Source organism: Streptosporangium jomthongense, from assembly GCF_042650425.1.
GTDB lineage: Bacteria > Actinomycetota > Actinomycetes > Streptosporangiales > Streptosporangiaceae > Streptosporangium.
In genome coordinates this window covers 1-15,431 of record NZ_JBHSBC010000013.1, presented here as the reverse complement: position 1 = coordinate 15,431, position 15,431 = coordinate 1, and the positions used below count along the sequence as shown (strand labels likewise).

General features: G+C 70.2%; 20 protein-coding genes. 1 reads left to right on the top strand and 19 read right to left on the bottom strand.

Annotation, left to right across the window (positions count from 1 at the left end):
* Positions 1–699, top strand: a 699-nt coding sequence (locus ACFOYY_RS14840) for a ParB/RepB/Spo0J family partition protein (RefSeq protein WP_386190080.1), incomplete at its 5' end; no start/stop codon positions are given.
* 280 nt (positions 700–979) lie between these two features.
* On the opposite strand, the gene ACFOYY_RS14835 is transcribed toward ACFOYY_RS14840, so the two are convergent.
* From ACFOYY_RS14835 to ACFOYY_RS14745, 19 genes are all read right to left on the bottom strand, one after another.
* On the bottom strand, positions 980–1,156 hold the full coding sequence (locus ACFOYY_RS14835; RefSeq protein ID WP_386190079.1) for a hypothetical protein: 177 nt from the start codon (positions 1,154–1,156) through the stop codon (positions 980–982).
* A gap of 78 nt (positions 1,157–1,234) precedes the next feature.
* Complete coding sequence (locus ACFOYY_RS14830; protein WP_386190078.1) at positions 1,235–1,585, bottom strand: hypothetical protein; 351 nt, start codon at positions 1,583–1,585, stop codon at positions 1,235–1,237.
* Entirely contained in the window at positions 1,585–1,986 is a 402-nt protein-coding gene (locus ACFOYY_RS14825) for a hypothetical protein (protein WP_386190077.1), read from the bottom strand. Before ACFOYY_RS14825 ends, ACFOYY_RS14830 begins: the two co-directional genes overlap by 1 nt.
* 14 nt (positions 1,987–2,000) lie before the next feature.
* On the bottom strand, positions 2,001–2,534 hold the full coding sequence (locus ACFOYY_RS14820) for an NUDIX hydrolase (RefSeq protein WP_386190076.1): 534 nt from the start codon (positions 2,532–2,534) through the stop codon (positions 2,001–2,003).
* 191 nt (positions 2,535–2,725) lie between these two features.
* Positions 2,726–3,388, bottom strand: coding sequence for a hypothetical protein (locus ACFOYY_RS14815; protein ID WP_386190075.1), 663 nt, complete (start codon positions 3,386–3,388; stop codon positions 2,726–2,728).
* A gap of 196 nt (positions 3,389–3,584) precedes the next feature.
* Positions 3,585–4,082, bottom strand: coding sequence for a Pycsar system effector family protein (locus ACFOYY_RS14810; protein WP_386190074.1), 498 nt, complete (start codon positions 4,080–4,082; stop codon positions 3,585–3,587).
* A 16-nt stretch (positions 4,083–4,098) separates the two neighbouring features.
* Positions 4,099–4,293: a hypothetical protein gene (locus tag ACFOYY_RS14805; RefSeq protein WP_386190073.1), complete on the bottom strand. Its 195-nt coding sequence runs from the start codon at positions 4,291–4,293 to the stop codon at positions 4,099–4,101.
* Positions 4,294–4,330: 37 nt separating this feature from the next.
* Entirely contained in the window at positions 4,331–6,814 is a 2,484-nt protein-coding gene (locus ACFOYY_RS14800; RefSeq protein WP_386190072.1) for a DNA translocase FtsK, read from the bottom strand.
* A gap of 347 nt (positions 6,815–7,161) precedes the next feature.
* Entirely contained in the window at positions 7,162–8,250 is a 1,089-nt protein-coding gene (locus ACFOYY_RS14795; RefSeq protein WP_386190071.1) for a hypothetical protein, read from the bottom strand.
* 175 nt (positions 8,251–8,425) lie between these two features.
* Positions 8,426–10,411, bottom strand: coding sequence for a hypothetical protein (locus ACFOYY_RS14790; RefSeq protein WP_386190070.1), 1,986 nt, complete (start codon positions 10,409–10,411; stop codon positions 8,426–8,428).
* A gap of 67 nt (positions 10,412–10,478) precedes the next feature.
* Positions 10,479–11,720: a hypothetical protein gene (locus ACFOYY_RS14785; protein ID WP_386190069.1), complete on the bottom strand. Its 1,242-nt coding sequence runs from the start codon at positions 11,718–11,720 to the stop codon at positions 10,479–10,481.
* A gap of 6 nt (positions 11,721–11,726) precedes the next feature.
* Positions 11,727–12,134, bottom strand: coding sequence for a hypothetical protein (locus tag ACFOYY_RS14780; protein WP_386190068.1), 408 nt, complete (start codon positions 12,132–12,134; stop codon positions 11,727–11,729).
* 29 nt (positions 12,135–12,163) lie between these two features.
* Positions 12,164–12,772: a hypothetical protein gene (locus ACFOYY_RS14775; RefSeq protein WP_386190067.1), complete on the bottom strand. Its 609-nt coding sequence runs from the start codon at positions 12,770–12,772 to the stop codon at positions 12,164–12,166.
* The gene (locus tag ACFOYY_RS14770) at positions 12,769–12,999 is read right to left on the bottom strand and encodes a hypothetical protein (RefSeq protein WP_386190066.1); all 231 of its coding nucleotides are present in this window, start codon (positions 12,997–12,999) and stop codon (positions 12,769–12,771) included. The genes ACFOYY_RS14775 and ACFOYY_RS14770 overlap by 4 nt, the downstream gene beginning before the upstream one ends.
* 53 nt (positions 13,000–13,052) lie before the next feature.
* A complete protein-coding gene (locus ACFOYY_RS14765; RefSeq protein ID WP_386190065.1) occupies positions 13,053–13,454 on the bottom strand; it encodes an ATP-binding protein in 402 nt (133 codons plus the stop codon).
* Positions 13,451–14,143, bottom strand: coding sequence for an SsgA family sporulation/cell division regulator (locus tag ACFOYY_RS14760; RefSeq protein WP_386190064.1), 693 nt, complete (start codon positions 14,141–14,143; stop codon positions 13,451–13,453). Before ACFOYY_RS14760 ends, ACFOYY_RS14765 begins: the two co-directional genes overlap by 4 nt.
* Positions 14,140–14,295, bottom strand: coding sequence for a hypothetical protein (locus ACFOYY_RS14755; protein ID WP_386190063.1), 156 nt, complete (start codon positions 14,293–14,295; stop codon positions 14,140–14,142). The genes ACFOYY_RS14760 and ACFOYY_RS14755 overlap by 4 nt, the downstream gene beginning before the upstream one ends.
* Positions 14,292–14,867, bottom strand: coding sequence for an RNA polymerase sigma factor (locus ACFOYY_RS14750; RefSeq protein WP_386190062.1), 576 nt, complete (start codon positions 14,865–14,867; stop codon positions 14,292–14,294). The genes ACFOYY_RS14755 and ACFOYY_RS14750 overlap by 4 nt, the downstream gene beginning before the upstream one ends.
* 301 nt (positions 14,868–15,168) lie before the next feature.
* Positions 15,169–15,431: helix-turn-helix domain-containing protein (locus tag ACFOYY_RS14745; RefSeq protein ID WP_386190061.1), on the bottom strand; the 263-nt coding region annotated here is incomplete at its 5' end.

The following is a 15,431-nucleotide window of genomic DNA, read 5'->3' as shown; positions in this document are numbered from 1 at the left end:
CGGAACCTTGGAGAGCTCGCCGAGACGATCCGAGAAGACGGCATCCTTCAAAACCTGGTGGTCGTCCCCCGAGATGTGTGGCTGTCTGCCTACCCGCAGCATGCCGAGCAGATCGGAGACAAGCGGTTCGTGATCCAGATCGGGCACAGGCGTCGACACGCGGCTGAGCTGGCCGGGCTGACCGAGGTACCGATCACGGTGAAGGAGACCGCATCGGCCTCACCGGAACAGGCTCTTATCGAGAACCTGCAGCGAGACGACCTAACCCCTCTGGAGGAGGCACAGGGCCTGAAAAGGTTGATGGAGGTCCGTGAGATCTCCCTCCGGGAGGCGTGCCGCCGGGTCGGCAAGTCACCTGGATGGGGCTCGCAGCGCCTAGTGCTGTTGAACCTGAAGCCCGAACTGCAGCGGGAGCTCGCACAAGGCCACCTACGGGTGGAAGACGCTCGGGAGATCGGGAAACTTCCGCATGAGCAGCAGGCCATGCCGACTCCGCTGCCTCCCGCTCCGCCGAAGACGCTCCCGAAGGAAGGCCAGGGGTCTACGCCAGTTGTTCAAGGCAAGAAGGCGACAGAGGGACGGCGCGGCATGATTGCTTTGGGCTCTCCGATGGAGATTGCCAAGTCGTTGCGTGACCGGCTGTCCCTGGAGGATCTGGAGACGCTCGTTCGTCTGCTGACCGAAACGACGGGCAGGTGATTACGCCGTAATCACCTGTAGCCTGTCTACATGTGATTACGGCGTAAACGCGATCTCGGAGTCTGTGCCGAAAATTTCAAGATCAGAAGATTGCCGCCGAATCCCGGGTCATGCTTGACGGGGCCAAGCAGGAGGCGTTGCGAGCCAGAAACGTGGGAGGCCCGCCGAACCAAGTTCGGCGGGCCTCCCGTCCATGGATTCAGGACGCGCAGTGCATCGCATCATCCCGGATGCGGTGGCAGCGGTTCAGGGTTCGTGATGAGCTCCAACGATGCGATGGTCAGGCCGAGGCCCTCGACAACCTGGGCACCAGCGGCGTTCTCCGGGATGCCTGGTCATTGATGCGCCCGGCGGCAGGGGCGACCCCGAGGGGTGGGGTCGCCCGCTCGAGCATCAGCAGGTGGTCGTTCTGGAAGATGAGGACTCCGACGCTGTAGCGGTCGTAGATTTTCGTCATGATGCGGTTGTTGGATCAGTGAGGTGTGCGGGCGCGCCCAGCGTGGGACTTCTACGCTGGTGCGCGCCCGTTTGCGTGCTACTGCGCGGCCAGGAACCGGCACCGCTCGGCGTGGGCCTGGGCATCCGCCTGGGCATCGCGCCGGTCCCGATAGCCGGGATCGTTGTAGGTGTCACCTTGACGGCCATAGCTGCCGCAGCCGAGGCAACGCCAGTTGAAGCCGTTGACCTCGCATGGCCGGTCTGCCGCATGCGGAGGACCCGCAGAGGTCCACGTAGTGATGAAGCGGTGGCCGTGCAGATCGACGGGGGCGCCGACAAGGTTAAGGGCGCGGGCGAGCACGCCCTCGGGCCAGCCGATGGTCTCGGTCATCGCCAGCTGTCGCTTTGCCCGCCGCACGATGGCGGCGATCCAGTCGTCGGCGGGCATCACGCGGGACCTCCGTGAGGGTTCAGGTGGTCGGCGATGAGGCACAGCAGCGCCGTCGCGTGCTCGTCGACCCCGGCGCGGGTGCGGGGGACGGCCAGCCGCAGGTCGACGAAAGCCTGCTTGTTCAGGGTGAGACGGGCAGCGATCACTTCGGCGGCCCAGCGGGTAGCCGGATCGGTGGTCTCCGGCGGGGTGAGCAGCGCCTGCTGCTGGGCGGGCTCGGTACGGCCGATCAGGGTGTCGACCCACACCAGCAGCGCCCCGGTGAGAGCGCCGTGGTAGAGGTCGAGCTCCTGAGCGGCGGCCTGCGCGCCGGGCAGGTCGCCAGCGACGGCCAGGTCCAGGGCGAGCCGGGCGCGACGGTCGAAGGCCTCGGACGTGGAGCAGGCGTGCTCGGACATCTCGGCTTCTCCTTTCACAGCGGGCGGGCGGCGAGGTCCTCGACGCGGGTGAGCGCGTCGTCGGTCACCTCGACGATTCCGGCCTCGTGCAGCCACTCCAGCCAGACCGGCTCCAAGCCGGGAGCGGCGGAGAACTCGGCGGCGCTGATCGCGCCGTAGGCGTAGGACACGGTGCGGGCGGCCAGGCGCTGGATCTCCGGCCGGTCCAGCCACCTCGCGTTGCGCGCCTCCCTCGCGGAGGAGTTCAGGGTGCCGCTCACCTGCGCCTGGAAGATGGTCCAGTAGTGGCCCGGCAGGCCTCCGGCGGGGACGGGGCGGCGGCAGCGGTTCGGCCGCCAGCCGCTGGTGACAAGGCTCAGGGAGTCGACGGTCAGGCCGACCTCCTCGAAAACCTCGGCGCGGGCGGCGTCCGCGGGGATGCCGTGGTCGTCGACGTGCCCGGCGACGGGGGCGATCCCGACGGGTGGGGTGGCCCGCTCGAACATGAGGTAGCGGTCCTGACTGGTGATGAGCACTCCGACGCTGTAGCGGTCGCAGATCTTCGTCATGATGGATGTGCCTTCCGGTTGTTGGATCGGTGAGGTGTGCGGGCGCGCCCAGCGTGGAGCTTCTTGGTCGGAGACCACGCTGGGCGCGTCCGCGTTCGGAGCGGTTGCCCCGGGTGCCTCGCCCGGCCCTGCTGAGGCCGGGCGAGGCACCCGCACCAGCCGCTACGTGGGAAGCGGTGGGGCGGTGGTTGTCACAGGGCCCCTAGCAGCAGGCTGACGACCATGACGATCAGGGAGGCGAGCACCAGGTCAACGGCCAGGCGTAGCCGCCTGTACTTGCTGTAGGTGACCGTGGACAGGCGGATGACGTTCTCTGCCTTCCTGGTCTTGGGGTCGGTGGCCAGCATGGTCAGCACCTCCATGGGGCCGGAGCAGGCGGCGTAAGCGATGAATCCCGTTCCCTGCCCTGTCGGGGGCAAGGCGGGGCGGATCATGGAGTAGATCGCCGTCGCAGCGCCTGTGGTCAGCAGGCCGACCGCCACGACCAGGCCGGTGCGGGCCGAGATGGCCAGCATCGGAGCCAGTGCGACCAGTGCGACCAGCACGCCAAGCAGCCCGGTGATGAAGCCGATGAGGATTCCGGCCTTGGTGTCGCCTCGGGCGAGTTCGGTGTAGGCGGCCGAAGTCTCTTCGACCAGATCGGCTTCTTCCTGGCCGGGGCGGGCTCCGGGCGTGGCTGCCAGGACCTCGTCACGCTGGTGGTCGGCGTGCTGCCGGGCGGCGGTGACGATGAAGTCGGCTGCGGCGGCCGCGTGCTCGCCGGAGATCTCGACGAGGAGATCGTTGGTGTCGTAGTCGCCCATGATCCCGTACCGGGAGGCGGCCCGGTCGGCGGTGCCGGCGGGGCCCCTCATCGGGAACGCCCACCAGGTGTCCGGCGCCAAGCCGGGAGCGGCTGCACCATCCTGATGAGGTGCGGGGACAGCGTCGGTGTGCATGATGGGTGCTACCTCTCTGATCGGTCCTGTTCGGTTCGGATTGGTGGGGTGCGGGCGCGCCCGGCGTGGGTGTCTTGGCGGATGACCACGCTGGTGCGCGCCCGTCTGGTCCTCAGGAGAGGAAGATCAGCGCGGTCGCGGTGACGGCCAGGATGGACAAAGCGGCGATCATGAACCGTGTCGCGATCCTGATGCGGCTGAACTTCGTGTAGGCGATGTCGGCCAGCCGGACCGCTTCGGCGACGGTTCCGGTCTCGATGTCGTCGGGCGTGTAGCGCGTCAGCAGCTCGTCGAGCCGGTCCGTCCGGTAGGCGGCCAGGACGGTGAAGCCGACGCCGTGGCCTCTCGGGGGAAGCGTCGGCAGCACGACCAGCAGCAGCACGACCGTGGCGGTTCCCAGGCCGGCCACTGACGTGCCGATTCCAGACATGCCGACCAGGGAGAGTTTTCCGGCGGCCAGGACGGCCAGGGCGGACAGGACTGAGAACGTCGTGCCCGTGACGGTGAGCAGGGTGTTGGCCTTGGCGTCCGCGCGCGCCAGTTCCAGGCGAGCGGCGTCGGCCTGGCGAGCGAAGTAAGCGCTCACGTTGGGCGTCGTGTTCTGCGTCATGGGGAGTGATCTCCTGTCAGGGGTTCTTGCCGAGGTCCGGCGCGTTTGCGCGGCCGGAGCCGTTGAGGACCCGCCCGCAGCCGCACGTGTGGTCATCGAACGGTTTGGAGATCGAGTGAGTCGTGCCGCACTGGCCGCACGTCACGACGTTGAGCCCGGTCGAGCTGTCTTGGGCGTAGTCGTCGCCCTTGTCGTTGAAGAACAGCGCCATGATCGGTTCGGTCCTTTCGTGGGATGGGGTGGTGTGGTCAGGCTGAGCGCAGCTTCTGCAGCAGGTCGGTCAGGCCGTCAGGCTTGACCAGGACCTCGCGCGCCGTGGAGCCCTCGCCGGGCCCCACGACGTTCCTGCTCTCCAGCAGCCCCATCAGGCGGTTCGCCTTGTTGAAGCCGACCCGCAGCTTGCGCTGGAGCATCGAGGTCGAGCCGAACTGGGTGGTCACGACGAGTTCGGCGGCCTGAACCAGCAGGTCAAGGTCGTCACCCACCCCGTCACTGCCACCGGCCGGGGACGCCGGGGAGGACTCGGCGGGCGAAGCGGTCGAGACGGCTGAGGTCCAGGCCGCGACGATCCCAGCGGTCTCCTTCTCGGAGATGAAGGCGTTCTGCAGCCGGACCGGCTGACTGGCGCCCATCGGCAGGAACAGGGCGTCGCCCTGCCCGACCAGCTTCTCGGCGCCGGGCTGATCGAGGATGACGCGGGAGTCGGCCAGCGAGGAGGTGGCAAACGCCAGGCGGGAGGGCACGTTGGCCTTGATCAGGCCGGTGACCACGTCCACCGAGGGGCGTTGGGTGGCGATGACCAGGTGGATGCCCGCGGCGCGGGCGAGCTGGGTGATGCGGACGATGGAGTCCTCGACGTCGCGCGGGGCGACCATCATCAGGTCGGCCAACTCATCCACGATCACCAGCAGGTACGGGTACGGCTCCAGCGGGTCAGCGCCCGGCGCCGCGGTGACCTGGCCGGCCTTCACGGCGGCGTTGTAGTCGTCGACGTGCCGGAAGCCGCAGGCGGCCAGGGTGTCGTAGCGGCGGTCCATCTCGCCGACCACCCACTCCAGGGCCTCGGCGGCCTTCTTGGGGTTGGTGATGATCGGCGTGATCAGGTGCGGGATCCCGGCGTAGACGGCCAGCTCGACCCGTTTGGGGTCGATGAGCACCATCCGCACCTCCTCGGGGGTGGCGCGCATCAGGATCGAGGAGATCAGGCCGTTGACGCAGACCGACTTGCCCGCGCCGGTCGCGCCCGCGATGAGCAGGTGCGGCATCTTGGCGAGGTTGGCCAGGATCACCTGGCCTTCGACGTCCTTGCCCAGGCCGACGATCAGGGGGTGGCGGTCGTTCTGCGCGGCGGCGGAGCGCAGGATGTCGCCGAGGGAGACCAGGTCCTTGTCGGCGTTGGGGATCTCCACGCCGATCGCGGACTTGCCGGGGATCGGCGACAGGATGCGCACGTCCGGTGAACCGACGGCGTAGGCGATGTTCTTGGCCAGGCCAGTGACCTTTTCGACCTTGACGCCGGGGTTGAGCACGATCTCGTAGCGGGTGATGGTCGGGCCCCGGGTGGCGCCGATCACCTGGGCGCCGACCTTGAAGTCGGCCAGCACACCGGTCAGGTCGTCGACGACCTTCTGCGTGGCCGCGGTGGACGGCCGGGGCACCGACCCGGGCCGCAGCAGGGATGGGCTGGGCAGGGACACGGCAGTGGAGGCGGTACGGACCACAGGGACGACGGGCGGCACGGCCTCCTCCTGCGGGTGCTGTTCCGCCGCTGGGGCGGGGACCGCGGAGGGGGCGGCGTGCAGCAGGGGGCTGGAGTAGGGGCCGCGGTCCTGGACGAGGTCCGGGCGGACCGTGACCGGCTCGGCGGGCTCGGCGGGCTCGGCGGGCGCGGCAGGCGCGCCGGGTTCAACGGGGTCCGGCGTGACGGTAGGCCGTACGAGCCTCTCGTCCCAGCCGGTGTCGATGACCACCGTCGGCTCCGCGCCCTGGTCCTGGTCGTAGAGGTCCGGTTCCCCAGCAGGGGCCGGTGCAGGGGCCTGCTCGGGAGCAGGTGAGGTGTGACGGCCCAGGCGGGCGCGCAGCGCGCGGAGCCCATGCGGTACCCGCCGGGGCGGGGTACGGGTCACAGCCAGCACCCCGGCCACCATGACCAAGACCAGCACCAGGGCGATGAGCGCGGACGGCAGCGCCTCCACCGGGGTGACCACCAGGGCCCCGGCCAGGCCGCCCGCGGCGGCGACGTGCTGCACGTCCGGGGAACCATGGGCCAGATGCGCCAGCCCGGCGGCACCGGTGACGACGGCCGCCCATCCGGCCAGCAGCCACCGCAGCGCGGCCTGGCTCTCCAGGCCGCGCAGCAGCTGCCAGGCCAGCACCGCCACGGCGACCCACACCAGGGCGGTCAAAGATCCGGCCAGCAGCAGGCACAGCATGCGGACCGGCTCGAAGATCTCCCACCCCGTCGCCCAGGCCAGGCTCAGCACGACCAGAACGATGGCGGCCGCCAGGCCGAAGCCGTCGCGTCGGCAGGCGGGGGCTGGGCGGCCGGCACCGAAGGTCCGGACCCGGGCGCCGAAAGCGCGGGCGGTGTTCGTGTAGGCGCGGCGGGCGGCGGCCGCGGTCGCGGAGGGCCGCGGCGGGGCGGTGGGGCGTCGCTGCGGGGCGGGTGAGCGGCGGTTCGACGGAGTACGCGGCGTAGGGCGGGGCGCCCGGCGGTGAGGTTGTGCGGTCATGGTGAGTCCTCAAGGTCGTGGTTGATGGGGCGGAACAGATCCGCCTGAGGGCGGAACCCGGGCTCCGAAAAGAGCGGAACCCGGAGCGGAACAGCACGCGGAACTACAGGTGGTTCAGGGCGGAACTGCAGGCGGAACTCGCACCCGCGTCAGGCGGAACTCGGGGCGGAACTGGAAGGGCGGCGAAGCGGAACTGGGGGCGGAACTCACACCCCTGTCAGGCGGAACTGAGGGCGGAACTCGCCGAGCGGTGAAGGCGGAACTGGACGGGCGGAACCGCCTGCCCTCCCGGGCGGAACTCCTGGCCGGAAACCGGGGAGGAGAGCCGGTTCGCTGACTGCGGGCGGTTAGGTGACCGCCCGCAAACGGACATCGGCCGGGGCGGTTTCCGGCGTCTCTTTCTTCGGCTCCTCGGTCAGCTGCCCCAGCAGCTGGCGGCCGTAGCGGTCGCTCACGTCCAGGGCCCGGCCGAGGTCGGCGCCGGTGAGGTCAGGGTTCTTCTCGATGAGGATGCGCGCTCTGTCCTTCAAGGTCAGGCCGTCATCCGGCGTCTGCTTCGCCGTCGTCTCGGAGGCCTTCGCCTTGGTCTTGGGCTTGGCGACGTTGGCCATCTCCAGCCGGATCCGGGCCTCGGTCTCGACTTCGGCCTGACGTACCCGCTTGCGGATCTCCTCTTCGGCGCGCTGCCGGATCTGGGTTTCGGTCTGCGTGAGCCGGGTGGCGTACTGGGTTTCCAGAGCCTGTTTCCGGCTCTCCAGTTCCGCTTCCAGCTTGTCCTGAAAGGACCGCAGTTCCGTCCCGAGTTCCTCCCGGACTTCCGTCCGGGCGGCGTCGAGTTCCGCCTGCCGGTTCCGCTTCAGTTCCGCTTCCAGTTCCGTCTTCCGGCCGTCGAGTTCCGCCTCCAGCCGGTCCTGGGCCACGCGGAGTTCCGCCTGAAGTTCCGCCCGGAGTTCCGCTTCAACACCGGGCCGCAGTTCCGCCCGGACGGCGTCGCGGTCGGCTTCCTCCGCCTCCCACACGATCGCCTCCCGGGCGGCCTTGGCGGATCTGGCGATGAAGTTCAGGGCGATCAGCGCGGCGGCGTCCAGCACCAGCGGTACCGACCATTCGGCGCCGTACCCGCCGCCGTAGGGCCGCAGGACAGCGGCCTGGGAGGCGATGGAGGTGAGCATGCTGACCAGGAACAAGCTCAAGATCGCCGTCCGCATGCCCAGGCCGATCGTGGGGTGAATCAGGCCGTGGGAAAGCAGGGCGGCGAACGCGGCCGGGACGATCGCGAAGATGATGCCCAAGATGGCGTGGGTCTTCGGCCCGGTCGTCGTCAGGGCGTGCCACAAGTTCAGGATGATCGAGAAGGTGGTTCCCGAGACCAGCACAAGCCACCAAAGCCTGACCCCGTGCCCGGCCTGTGGCGCGGCCTTCGATGAGGTGGTCACCGCTGTTCTCCTTCAAAAATTCGGGTAGTCATCGGTTGCGTGAATGAGTGCGGAGCGTTACCCTCGCGTGCGCACGCGCGTCGCGCGTGCGCACGCGTGCGTGTCGCTCCCCGAAACGGACCTCCAGCGGAGAAGGAGGATCGGAGGAGGAGCGGAGGAGGAGTACGGAGCGTCATCAGGAGGCCTTCCTGACGTACCGGCCGCGCTCGCCCTGGACCTTTTCGATGAGGCCGTCGTCGGCCAGTTCCTTCAGCAGGTCGTAGGCCCGCGACGGGGAGCAGATCCGCGCCTGGCGGATGTCGGCGATGGACACCTCCTCGCGGACCTGGAACAGCTCGAGCAGCGCGGCCTTGGCACCCGGGTCGGCTGAAGCGTCGGCCGGGATGGCGTGCAGCGCGACGCCGCCGCTCTTCGTGGACCGTTCGGCCTGCTCGGCCAATCGCGCGAGCTCAGCCAGCGCCTCCTCGTAGCCGCGCTGCCACGCCTGGCCGGTCCGCTCATCCAGCGGACCGGAGGCCGGCACCTGGGCGGCGAACGCCTCGGGCGTCATGTTGAGGGAGCGGGAAGGCAGATCAGAGCCGGAGCCGGTCAGGACGTAGCCCAGACCGGTGGTGGGCATCTGCTGCTCCCGGTCGAAGAACTTCGGCAGCTCGTGGGGGGAGACCTCGACCCCTCCGGTGCGGGCCATGCGGGTGTTGGCCGCGGTCGCGACCCTCAGGATGATCACGTTGCCGGACAGCAGCATGTCGCGCAGCGCGCTGTTGTCGTGGAAGCCCTCCTCCACCGAGGGGTCCTGGGTGGCCACGGTCAGCTTGATCCACAGCTTGCGGCCCTCACGGCCGATGTCGGTCAACAGGCCGCTGATGATCGAGTTGCCGAGCACCTCCTTTCGGGAGGCCTCGTCGATGACCGCGTGCAGGACGGGGTGCCCGAACTCGGGCCCCATCCGGGTCTCCCCCACCTCGTGCAGGATCTCGATGCGCTCCTCGTAGGCGGCGCGCAGCGCGCAGGCCCCGGCGTAGATCTCCTCGGGCTTGCGGTAGGAGGCCATGACACGCGGGGTGATCTCGGAGAAGGACCCGTGCGGGTCGAACAGCGCCACCGCTGACCCGGCGGCCAGGGACTCCCCCGTGAGCAGCCGCAGCACGGTCGACTTGCCCGACCCGTAGGTGCCGACCACCAGGTCGTGGGTGATGCCCCAGCCGGGGGTGTAGAGCACGTAGTAGGCGTAGCCGGACCCGTCGGGGTAGACGCTGATCGGGATGCGGCCGGTGGCCGGGTCGAACCCGGGACGCATCCAAAACTGCGGCTGCGTCAGCGGGTTGCGCTCCAGCACGACCAGCTTGGCGCGGGTCTTACGCTGCTCGGGGTCCTCGTCCAGGTAGACGAGGGAGTCCACGTGCGGCCGGTCCAGCGTGGCCTTGATCTCCTCCATCGCCCCGCGCATCCGGGTGTAGGTATGCCGGGCGGGCCCGCCGTCGATGATCCACCGCATGCCGTTCGGCTCACCGTGGTGGTCGACGATCGCCTCGGGGTCGATCAACCTGCTGCCGGGCAGGCTGTGGCCCTCGGCGCCGACGTGCTCAGCCCAGGCGACCTGGTGAACGTGTGGCGCAGGCGGTGCGGGCGGCGCCTCGATGGCCAGGCGCCGTTCAGGTGCGGCCAGTTCCGGCGTCAGCTCCGGCTTCGGCTGCGGGGCGGGTACCGCTTCGGTCTCGTGCCGGTGGATCCACCACCAGGGGGCGGCCAGCAGGCCCCCGCCCACCACCAGGGTGGCGGGCAGCAGGGTGGTCATCCCTGTCCCGGCCGCCACCGCGGTCGTGGTCCAGGCGGTCGCGGCGGCCAGCACCCCGCCGGCCCACACGCGCCGCCAGGGCGCCTCCTCCAGCCAGGCTCGCACCCGGCCCAGACAGATCCCGGCGGCCACGGCGGCGGCGGTGCCGGCCAGTACGTACAGCGGGTGGGCGCCGCTTTCGTGCAGCACCGTCGCGGCGCCGTACAGGCCCGCCATCGCGGCGGGCGGGTACAGGCCGGTGCGGGAGGCCCGCACCAGGGTGGTCGTGGCCCGCTGCAGCTCACCGGTCAGCGTGTACTGCTCTGCGTGCGCGGGGGCCGGGGTTCGCGGCGAAGAAGGGGCTTCGGCCGTCTCAGTGGTGGTCATCTGATGTCCCTCCTTCGACGGGGGTCAGGGCCAGGCACCCCAGACAGGGGGCCCGGCCGGGCGGGGGTTAGCGCTTGCCGTAGTAGCCGGTGAAGTTGGCGGCCGACTTACCGGCGGCCTGGACCGCGGCCTGGATCTCGTTGCCCAGGCGCGACTGCAGCCGCTCGGCCTTCTTCGCCGCCTCGTGGGCGTCGTCGACTTCCTGCTTGAGCTTCTTGGCGGTCTTGTGCGCCGTGTCGAAGGCGATGACGGCCTCGGCCCACCGGTCGATGACCGCACCGCCCACGCCTGCGGCGGCGAGCGCGTCGACGGCGTTCCATGCGGCGGCCAGTGAGGCGCGGATCATCGCCTCGGCCTCGGCAACGGGGGTGGTGGTCATGTTGACCGCTTTGACGATCTTCTTCGACAGCTCGACGGCGTCATCGTGCGTGTTGCCGCCCACCTCGACGCTGGTCGTGGGGGCGGGGGCGTTCATGCCGGGAATGGCGACGTACTTCGACATCTCTGTCGGGGTCCCTTCGATCTGCCCGATACCGGTCGCATCGGGAACTGTGCGTACCGCCGGGCCTGCCGAATACGACGGCGGCTCGGCCACCGGGGCGGCTCCCTGGGCGGGGGCCGTCGGGGCCGGGGCGGTCAGTGCGGGGATCGGCTTGGCCAGCGCGGCTGGGTCGGCGGGGTGCGACGGAACGACCTCGACTTCGACCTCGTACTCGTCCGGGCGCTGGTAGCGGCGCCACCACGGCTCCTGCGAGGTGTCGCCCTGGTGGGCACCGTCGTCCGGGCGCCCACCGATGCGCTCCCCTGCCGCGCTGCGGGCGCCGCCCGTCCGGCCAGAGGCGTCGCCCTCGTTCTCGTCCTGCGTCGACTTCGTCGGCTCCGGTGAGTCCTGCGGTGGGTGCGGAGCATCCGCCGTCTCCGCTTTCGGCGGTTCGGCGTCTTCGGTCCTGCGTGCCTCGGCAGGCTCGGGGGCCGCCTCCTGGTCGTTCGGTTCAGGGGCTTCGATCTCGGGCTCGGTCTCGTCGCCGGTGCGGCGGTCCTTGTACCAGGCGCGGGCTTTGCGCAGGTCGGACACGGGGGTCCACGCCGCCGCCAGCCCGGCGCGCAACCACCAGCCGGGGTTGCCCCAGTCGGTGGTGCGCGCACGAGCGGCGGCCTCGTCGGCACGCTGCGCCCACCCGACACGAGGCGTGTCAGCGGCGGGAGCCGTCTCGGGTGACGCAGACTCGGAAGAGGGGTTCTTCCCGGTCATCATCCGGACGGTGCCCCAGGTCACCCACATCCACAGGATGAACGTGATCGGCTCCATGACCGGCTAGTTCCGGTGCCCGGGGTTGACCACCTGCGCCTGCTGGGTGATGTCCCGCACGCCCTGGACCAGGTCGTTCGGGTTGATGCCCAAGACGCTGACCGGCATCACGGTCAGCAGCAGCGGCACGAAGAACCCGATGATCGCCGTCGACTTGCCAGCCTTGTTCTGCTTGCCCCAGCAGTCCAGGAAGAACCCGACCGCGCAGATGACGGCGACGAACCCGACCAGCGCTCCGGGCAGGACGCTGGCGATCCTGGTGGCGAACCCCTGGAACCAGGAGCCGACCAGGCCACATCCGGCGATGAACATCAGGATCGCGACGATGCGGGGCGCCTTGCGGCGGCGCATCATGGCGATGGCGATGGCCAGGAATACAGCGGTGAAGCTGAGCCCGGCGAAGATCTGTCCCATCAGGGGAGCTCCTTTTCAGTCAGGAAGGATCAAGGCCCGGCGAGCCAGGCGTTCAGGTTGGTGATGACGATGAGTGCGCCGATGCTCAGCAGGAGGAAGCGGCCCGGGCGCTGGGCCATCCAGCCCAGCGCGTAGGCGGCCAGCGTCACGGCCAGGCCGACGCTCAAGCCGTAGGCGCGGTATCCCGCCGCGTGCGCGCCGTTGATCAGCGGGGAGCCCGTGCGCAGCCCCCACCCGCAGCGCCCGTCCGGGCGCTCGTCGCGCTGGTGCAGGTAGTAGTCCAGGTGGTCGGCGACGGAGGTGGGCTGCTCGCCCATCCACCGCATCAACCACCAGCCCTGTCCGCGGTCCTTGCGCTGGGCGCTGTCGTCGCGGGAGGCCTGCCACCACTGCAGCAGCGGGTTCACCGCGGTCGGCGGCGGAGGCGGTGGCCCCGCCGGAGTCGCAGGCTGCGACTCCGGCGGGCGGTCGGCGGCCGCGGCCTGGTCCTCGTCGGTGTACGCCGGGAAGGGCGCGGTCGGCGCCGCAACGGGTTCGGGCTGCGGGACGCCGACCGGGGCAGTGTCCCGGCGGCCGATCGGCATCCCCGTACGCAACGGCGGATAGCCGTACTTGTGAGAAGTGTCGATGTCGCTCACGCGGTCCTCCGGGGGATGCGCTCGCTCTGAGCGAGCAGGTAGCGAAGGGTTTCCTCGCCGACGGCCTGGGCGCGATCGGCGTTGGTGGTGTTGAGCAGGTCAGCGCGCAGCAGGCCGAACGCGGCGTCGAGCTTCTCCACCAGGCTCGGAGCCGCGTTGATCCGGCGCAGGTGGAAAGCCCGCTGCCGGGCGCGGCGGTCAGCGGCGCGCTGACGGGCGTTGGCCATGAGGTGTCTCCACGGTCGAGGCGGTCAGAAGGCCGGGAAGAAAAGGGGGCTGGTCACCAGTCCAGGCGGCACCAGACGGTGCGCCCGGCCGGGCCGGGCCGGGAGTCGTAGGCGTCGGCCAGTTCAGCGACCAGACCGAGCCCGAACCCGCCCTCCCCGTCGGGGCGTCGGGCGGGCACCGGCACCGAGGCCGGACCCTGGTCGATCACGGTGACCTCCACGGCGTGGGCGCCCAGGTCGACCTGGACCTGGTAGCTGCCGCCGGGCAGGCCGGACGCGGAGTGAAGGACGGCGTTGGTGGCCAGCTCCGAGATGACCAGAGCAGCGTCATCACGGCGCGGGCAGGATGCGGGCAGGCAGGAGCAGACGAAGGAACGAGCGGCCGCCAGGTAGGCGGGCGTTCCAGGGAAGGATCGGGCGGCCGCCGTTCCCGCCACGGGCGCGGCGGGAATCACGCGGCGCCCCGGGCGGTGAGGAAGGCGGTCACGTCGTCGGCCTGCAACAGCAGGGTCTCGTCGCCGGGCACTTCCAGCCGGACCCACCCGTCGCGGGCGTGTGCGGCCTGGTCGGCCAGCGTCGCGCGGGCGATGCGCCAGACGAGCGTGGAGCCGCAGGAGGTGGACGCCTCGACGACCACCATGGCGGGGTCGTCGAGCGCGTCGGCCAGGGCCCCGGTGCGGGTGTGCCAGCCGTGGATCTCCCACAGCCGCACCTCGCGGCGGTGAACCGTCTCGCTGGCCAACAGGGAGGCGATTTCCCGGTCCCAGTCGACCCACTCGTCTTCCCGCCCGGCGGGTACCCGGCGGAAGGAGCGGGCGACGAAGGCGACCACCTGATCGCGCGGGGCGAAGGCCTCGAAGGAGTCGCCCTCGCCGCCACCTTCAGAGATCAGTTTGAAGATCAGCCAGTCATCGTCGGCGACCGGGCCGATCCGCACGTCTCCGTCGCCGACCGGCGCTCGGAGACCGGCGGCCAGCAGGTCCCGGGAGAAGGTGTAGGTCATCGTCTCGACGTCGTGCTCGTCGCGGAAGACGAGCTGGGCGGCGTAGGGGTCGACGGCCGGGGTGTAGACGAGCAGGGCGGCCATCGGGAGGCCAGGGTCAGCCTTGGCCAGCAGCAGCAGGCCGTTCACGATCTCGCTCACAACGTCACCACCGGAACGAGCGGTCGGGCGGTGACTTCGAGGTCGAGGTCGGCGGCGTAGACCGCGCGGCCGCAGGCCGAGCAGTGGAAGAGCACCGGTCCGCCGTCGAGCTGGGCGCCGCAGCGCGGGCACCCCGGGAATGTGAAGGTCACCAGGTCACCCCCGATCCGGCCAGGACGCGGGCACCGCGGCGAGCGGCGCGGGCGGCGGTGGTGTGGTCGCGGTGGACGTGCGAGGCGACCGCTCGCCACGACAGGCCCTCGATCCGCCACATCAGCGCTTCCCGCTGGTCGGGAGGCAGCCGGTCGAGCGCGGCCTGCCAGGCGGCGGGCAGCTCGGGGAGCGGGTCGGTCAGGAGCACGTCGTCGGCGGCCGCCGTACGGGGGAGGCGGAAACCGGCGACCGGGTCGTCCCAGTCGGTCGGCTTCTCGTTGTTGCTCGGGCGCCGGTAGTAGGCGGCGACGGCTCGCTTCGCGATCGTGGCGAGCCAGCCGAACGCGGCCTCGTCGTCGGCCTGGAGCGTGGTGATCCAGGTGGAGGCCTGTACCCAGGTCTCCCCGGCGATGTCCTGGGCGAGGTGACGGTCGCCCGTTCGCCGGTAGGCCAGTCGGAGCACGCGGTCGGCGTGCAGCCGGTAGAGCCGGTCCAGCCGGGCGGAAGCCTCGGCGGACAGGGGGCTGTCCGGCGCTTGGGGCGCGTCGGACAGCATGGCGCGTGGCACCATGGGAAGTCCTTTCGTGACACCGAAGGGAAGTTGGGTTTTGCCCCTGGCAGGGGGCGGCCCAGAGGTTCGAGAGGCGCGCCCCTGGCAGGGGGCGCGCCTTGAACGTTTCTGGGGTTGCGCAGTCGTTGCGCGCGGCGCTGAAAGCACCGTTGATCAGGCGTTTTGGTGGCCGGCGTTCCCGCTGGCGGAATTCCCGGCGGATTCGCTGCAGAAATTCACCAAGCGCCGTTGCATAGCTCCCCGTCGCACGGGGAGCGGGCGGGCCCATTCTGCTGTCTGGGGTGTGCGGAGCCGTAAGCCCTCAACGCGTTCTCCACGCTGCGGCGTACTCCTCGACCACGACGCTCTGGCCGGACTCGGCGGCGGCGATCAGGCGCTCGATGAAGGTCCGGGGCACCTTGTAAGTACTGCGGAACTTCACGCTGGGAATTTCGCCGGCTTTGACCGCTCGATCGACGGTCATGCGGGAGACGCCGAGCATGACCGCCACCTGCTTCAAAGGCAGGAGGGAGTTGGTCTCCTTCTGCACAGAATTCACCTCCAGTTCTGCGTGCGGCCCTTCGC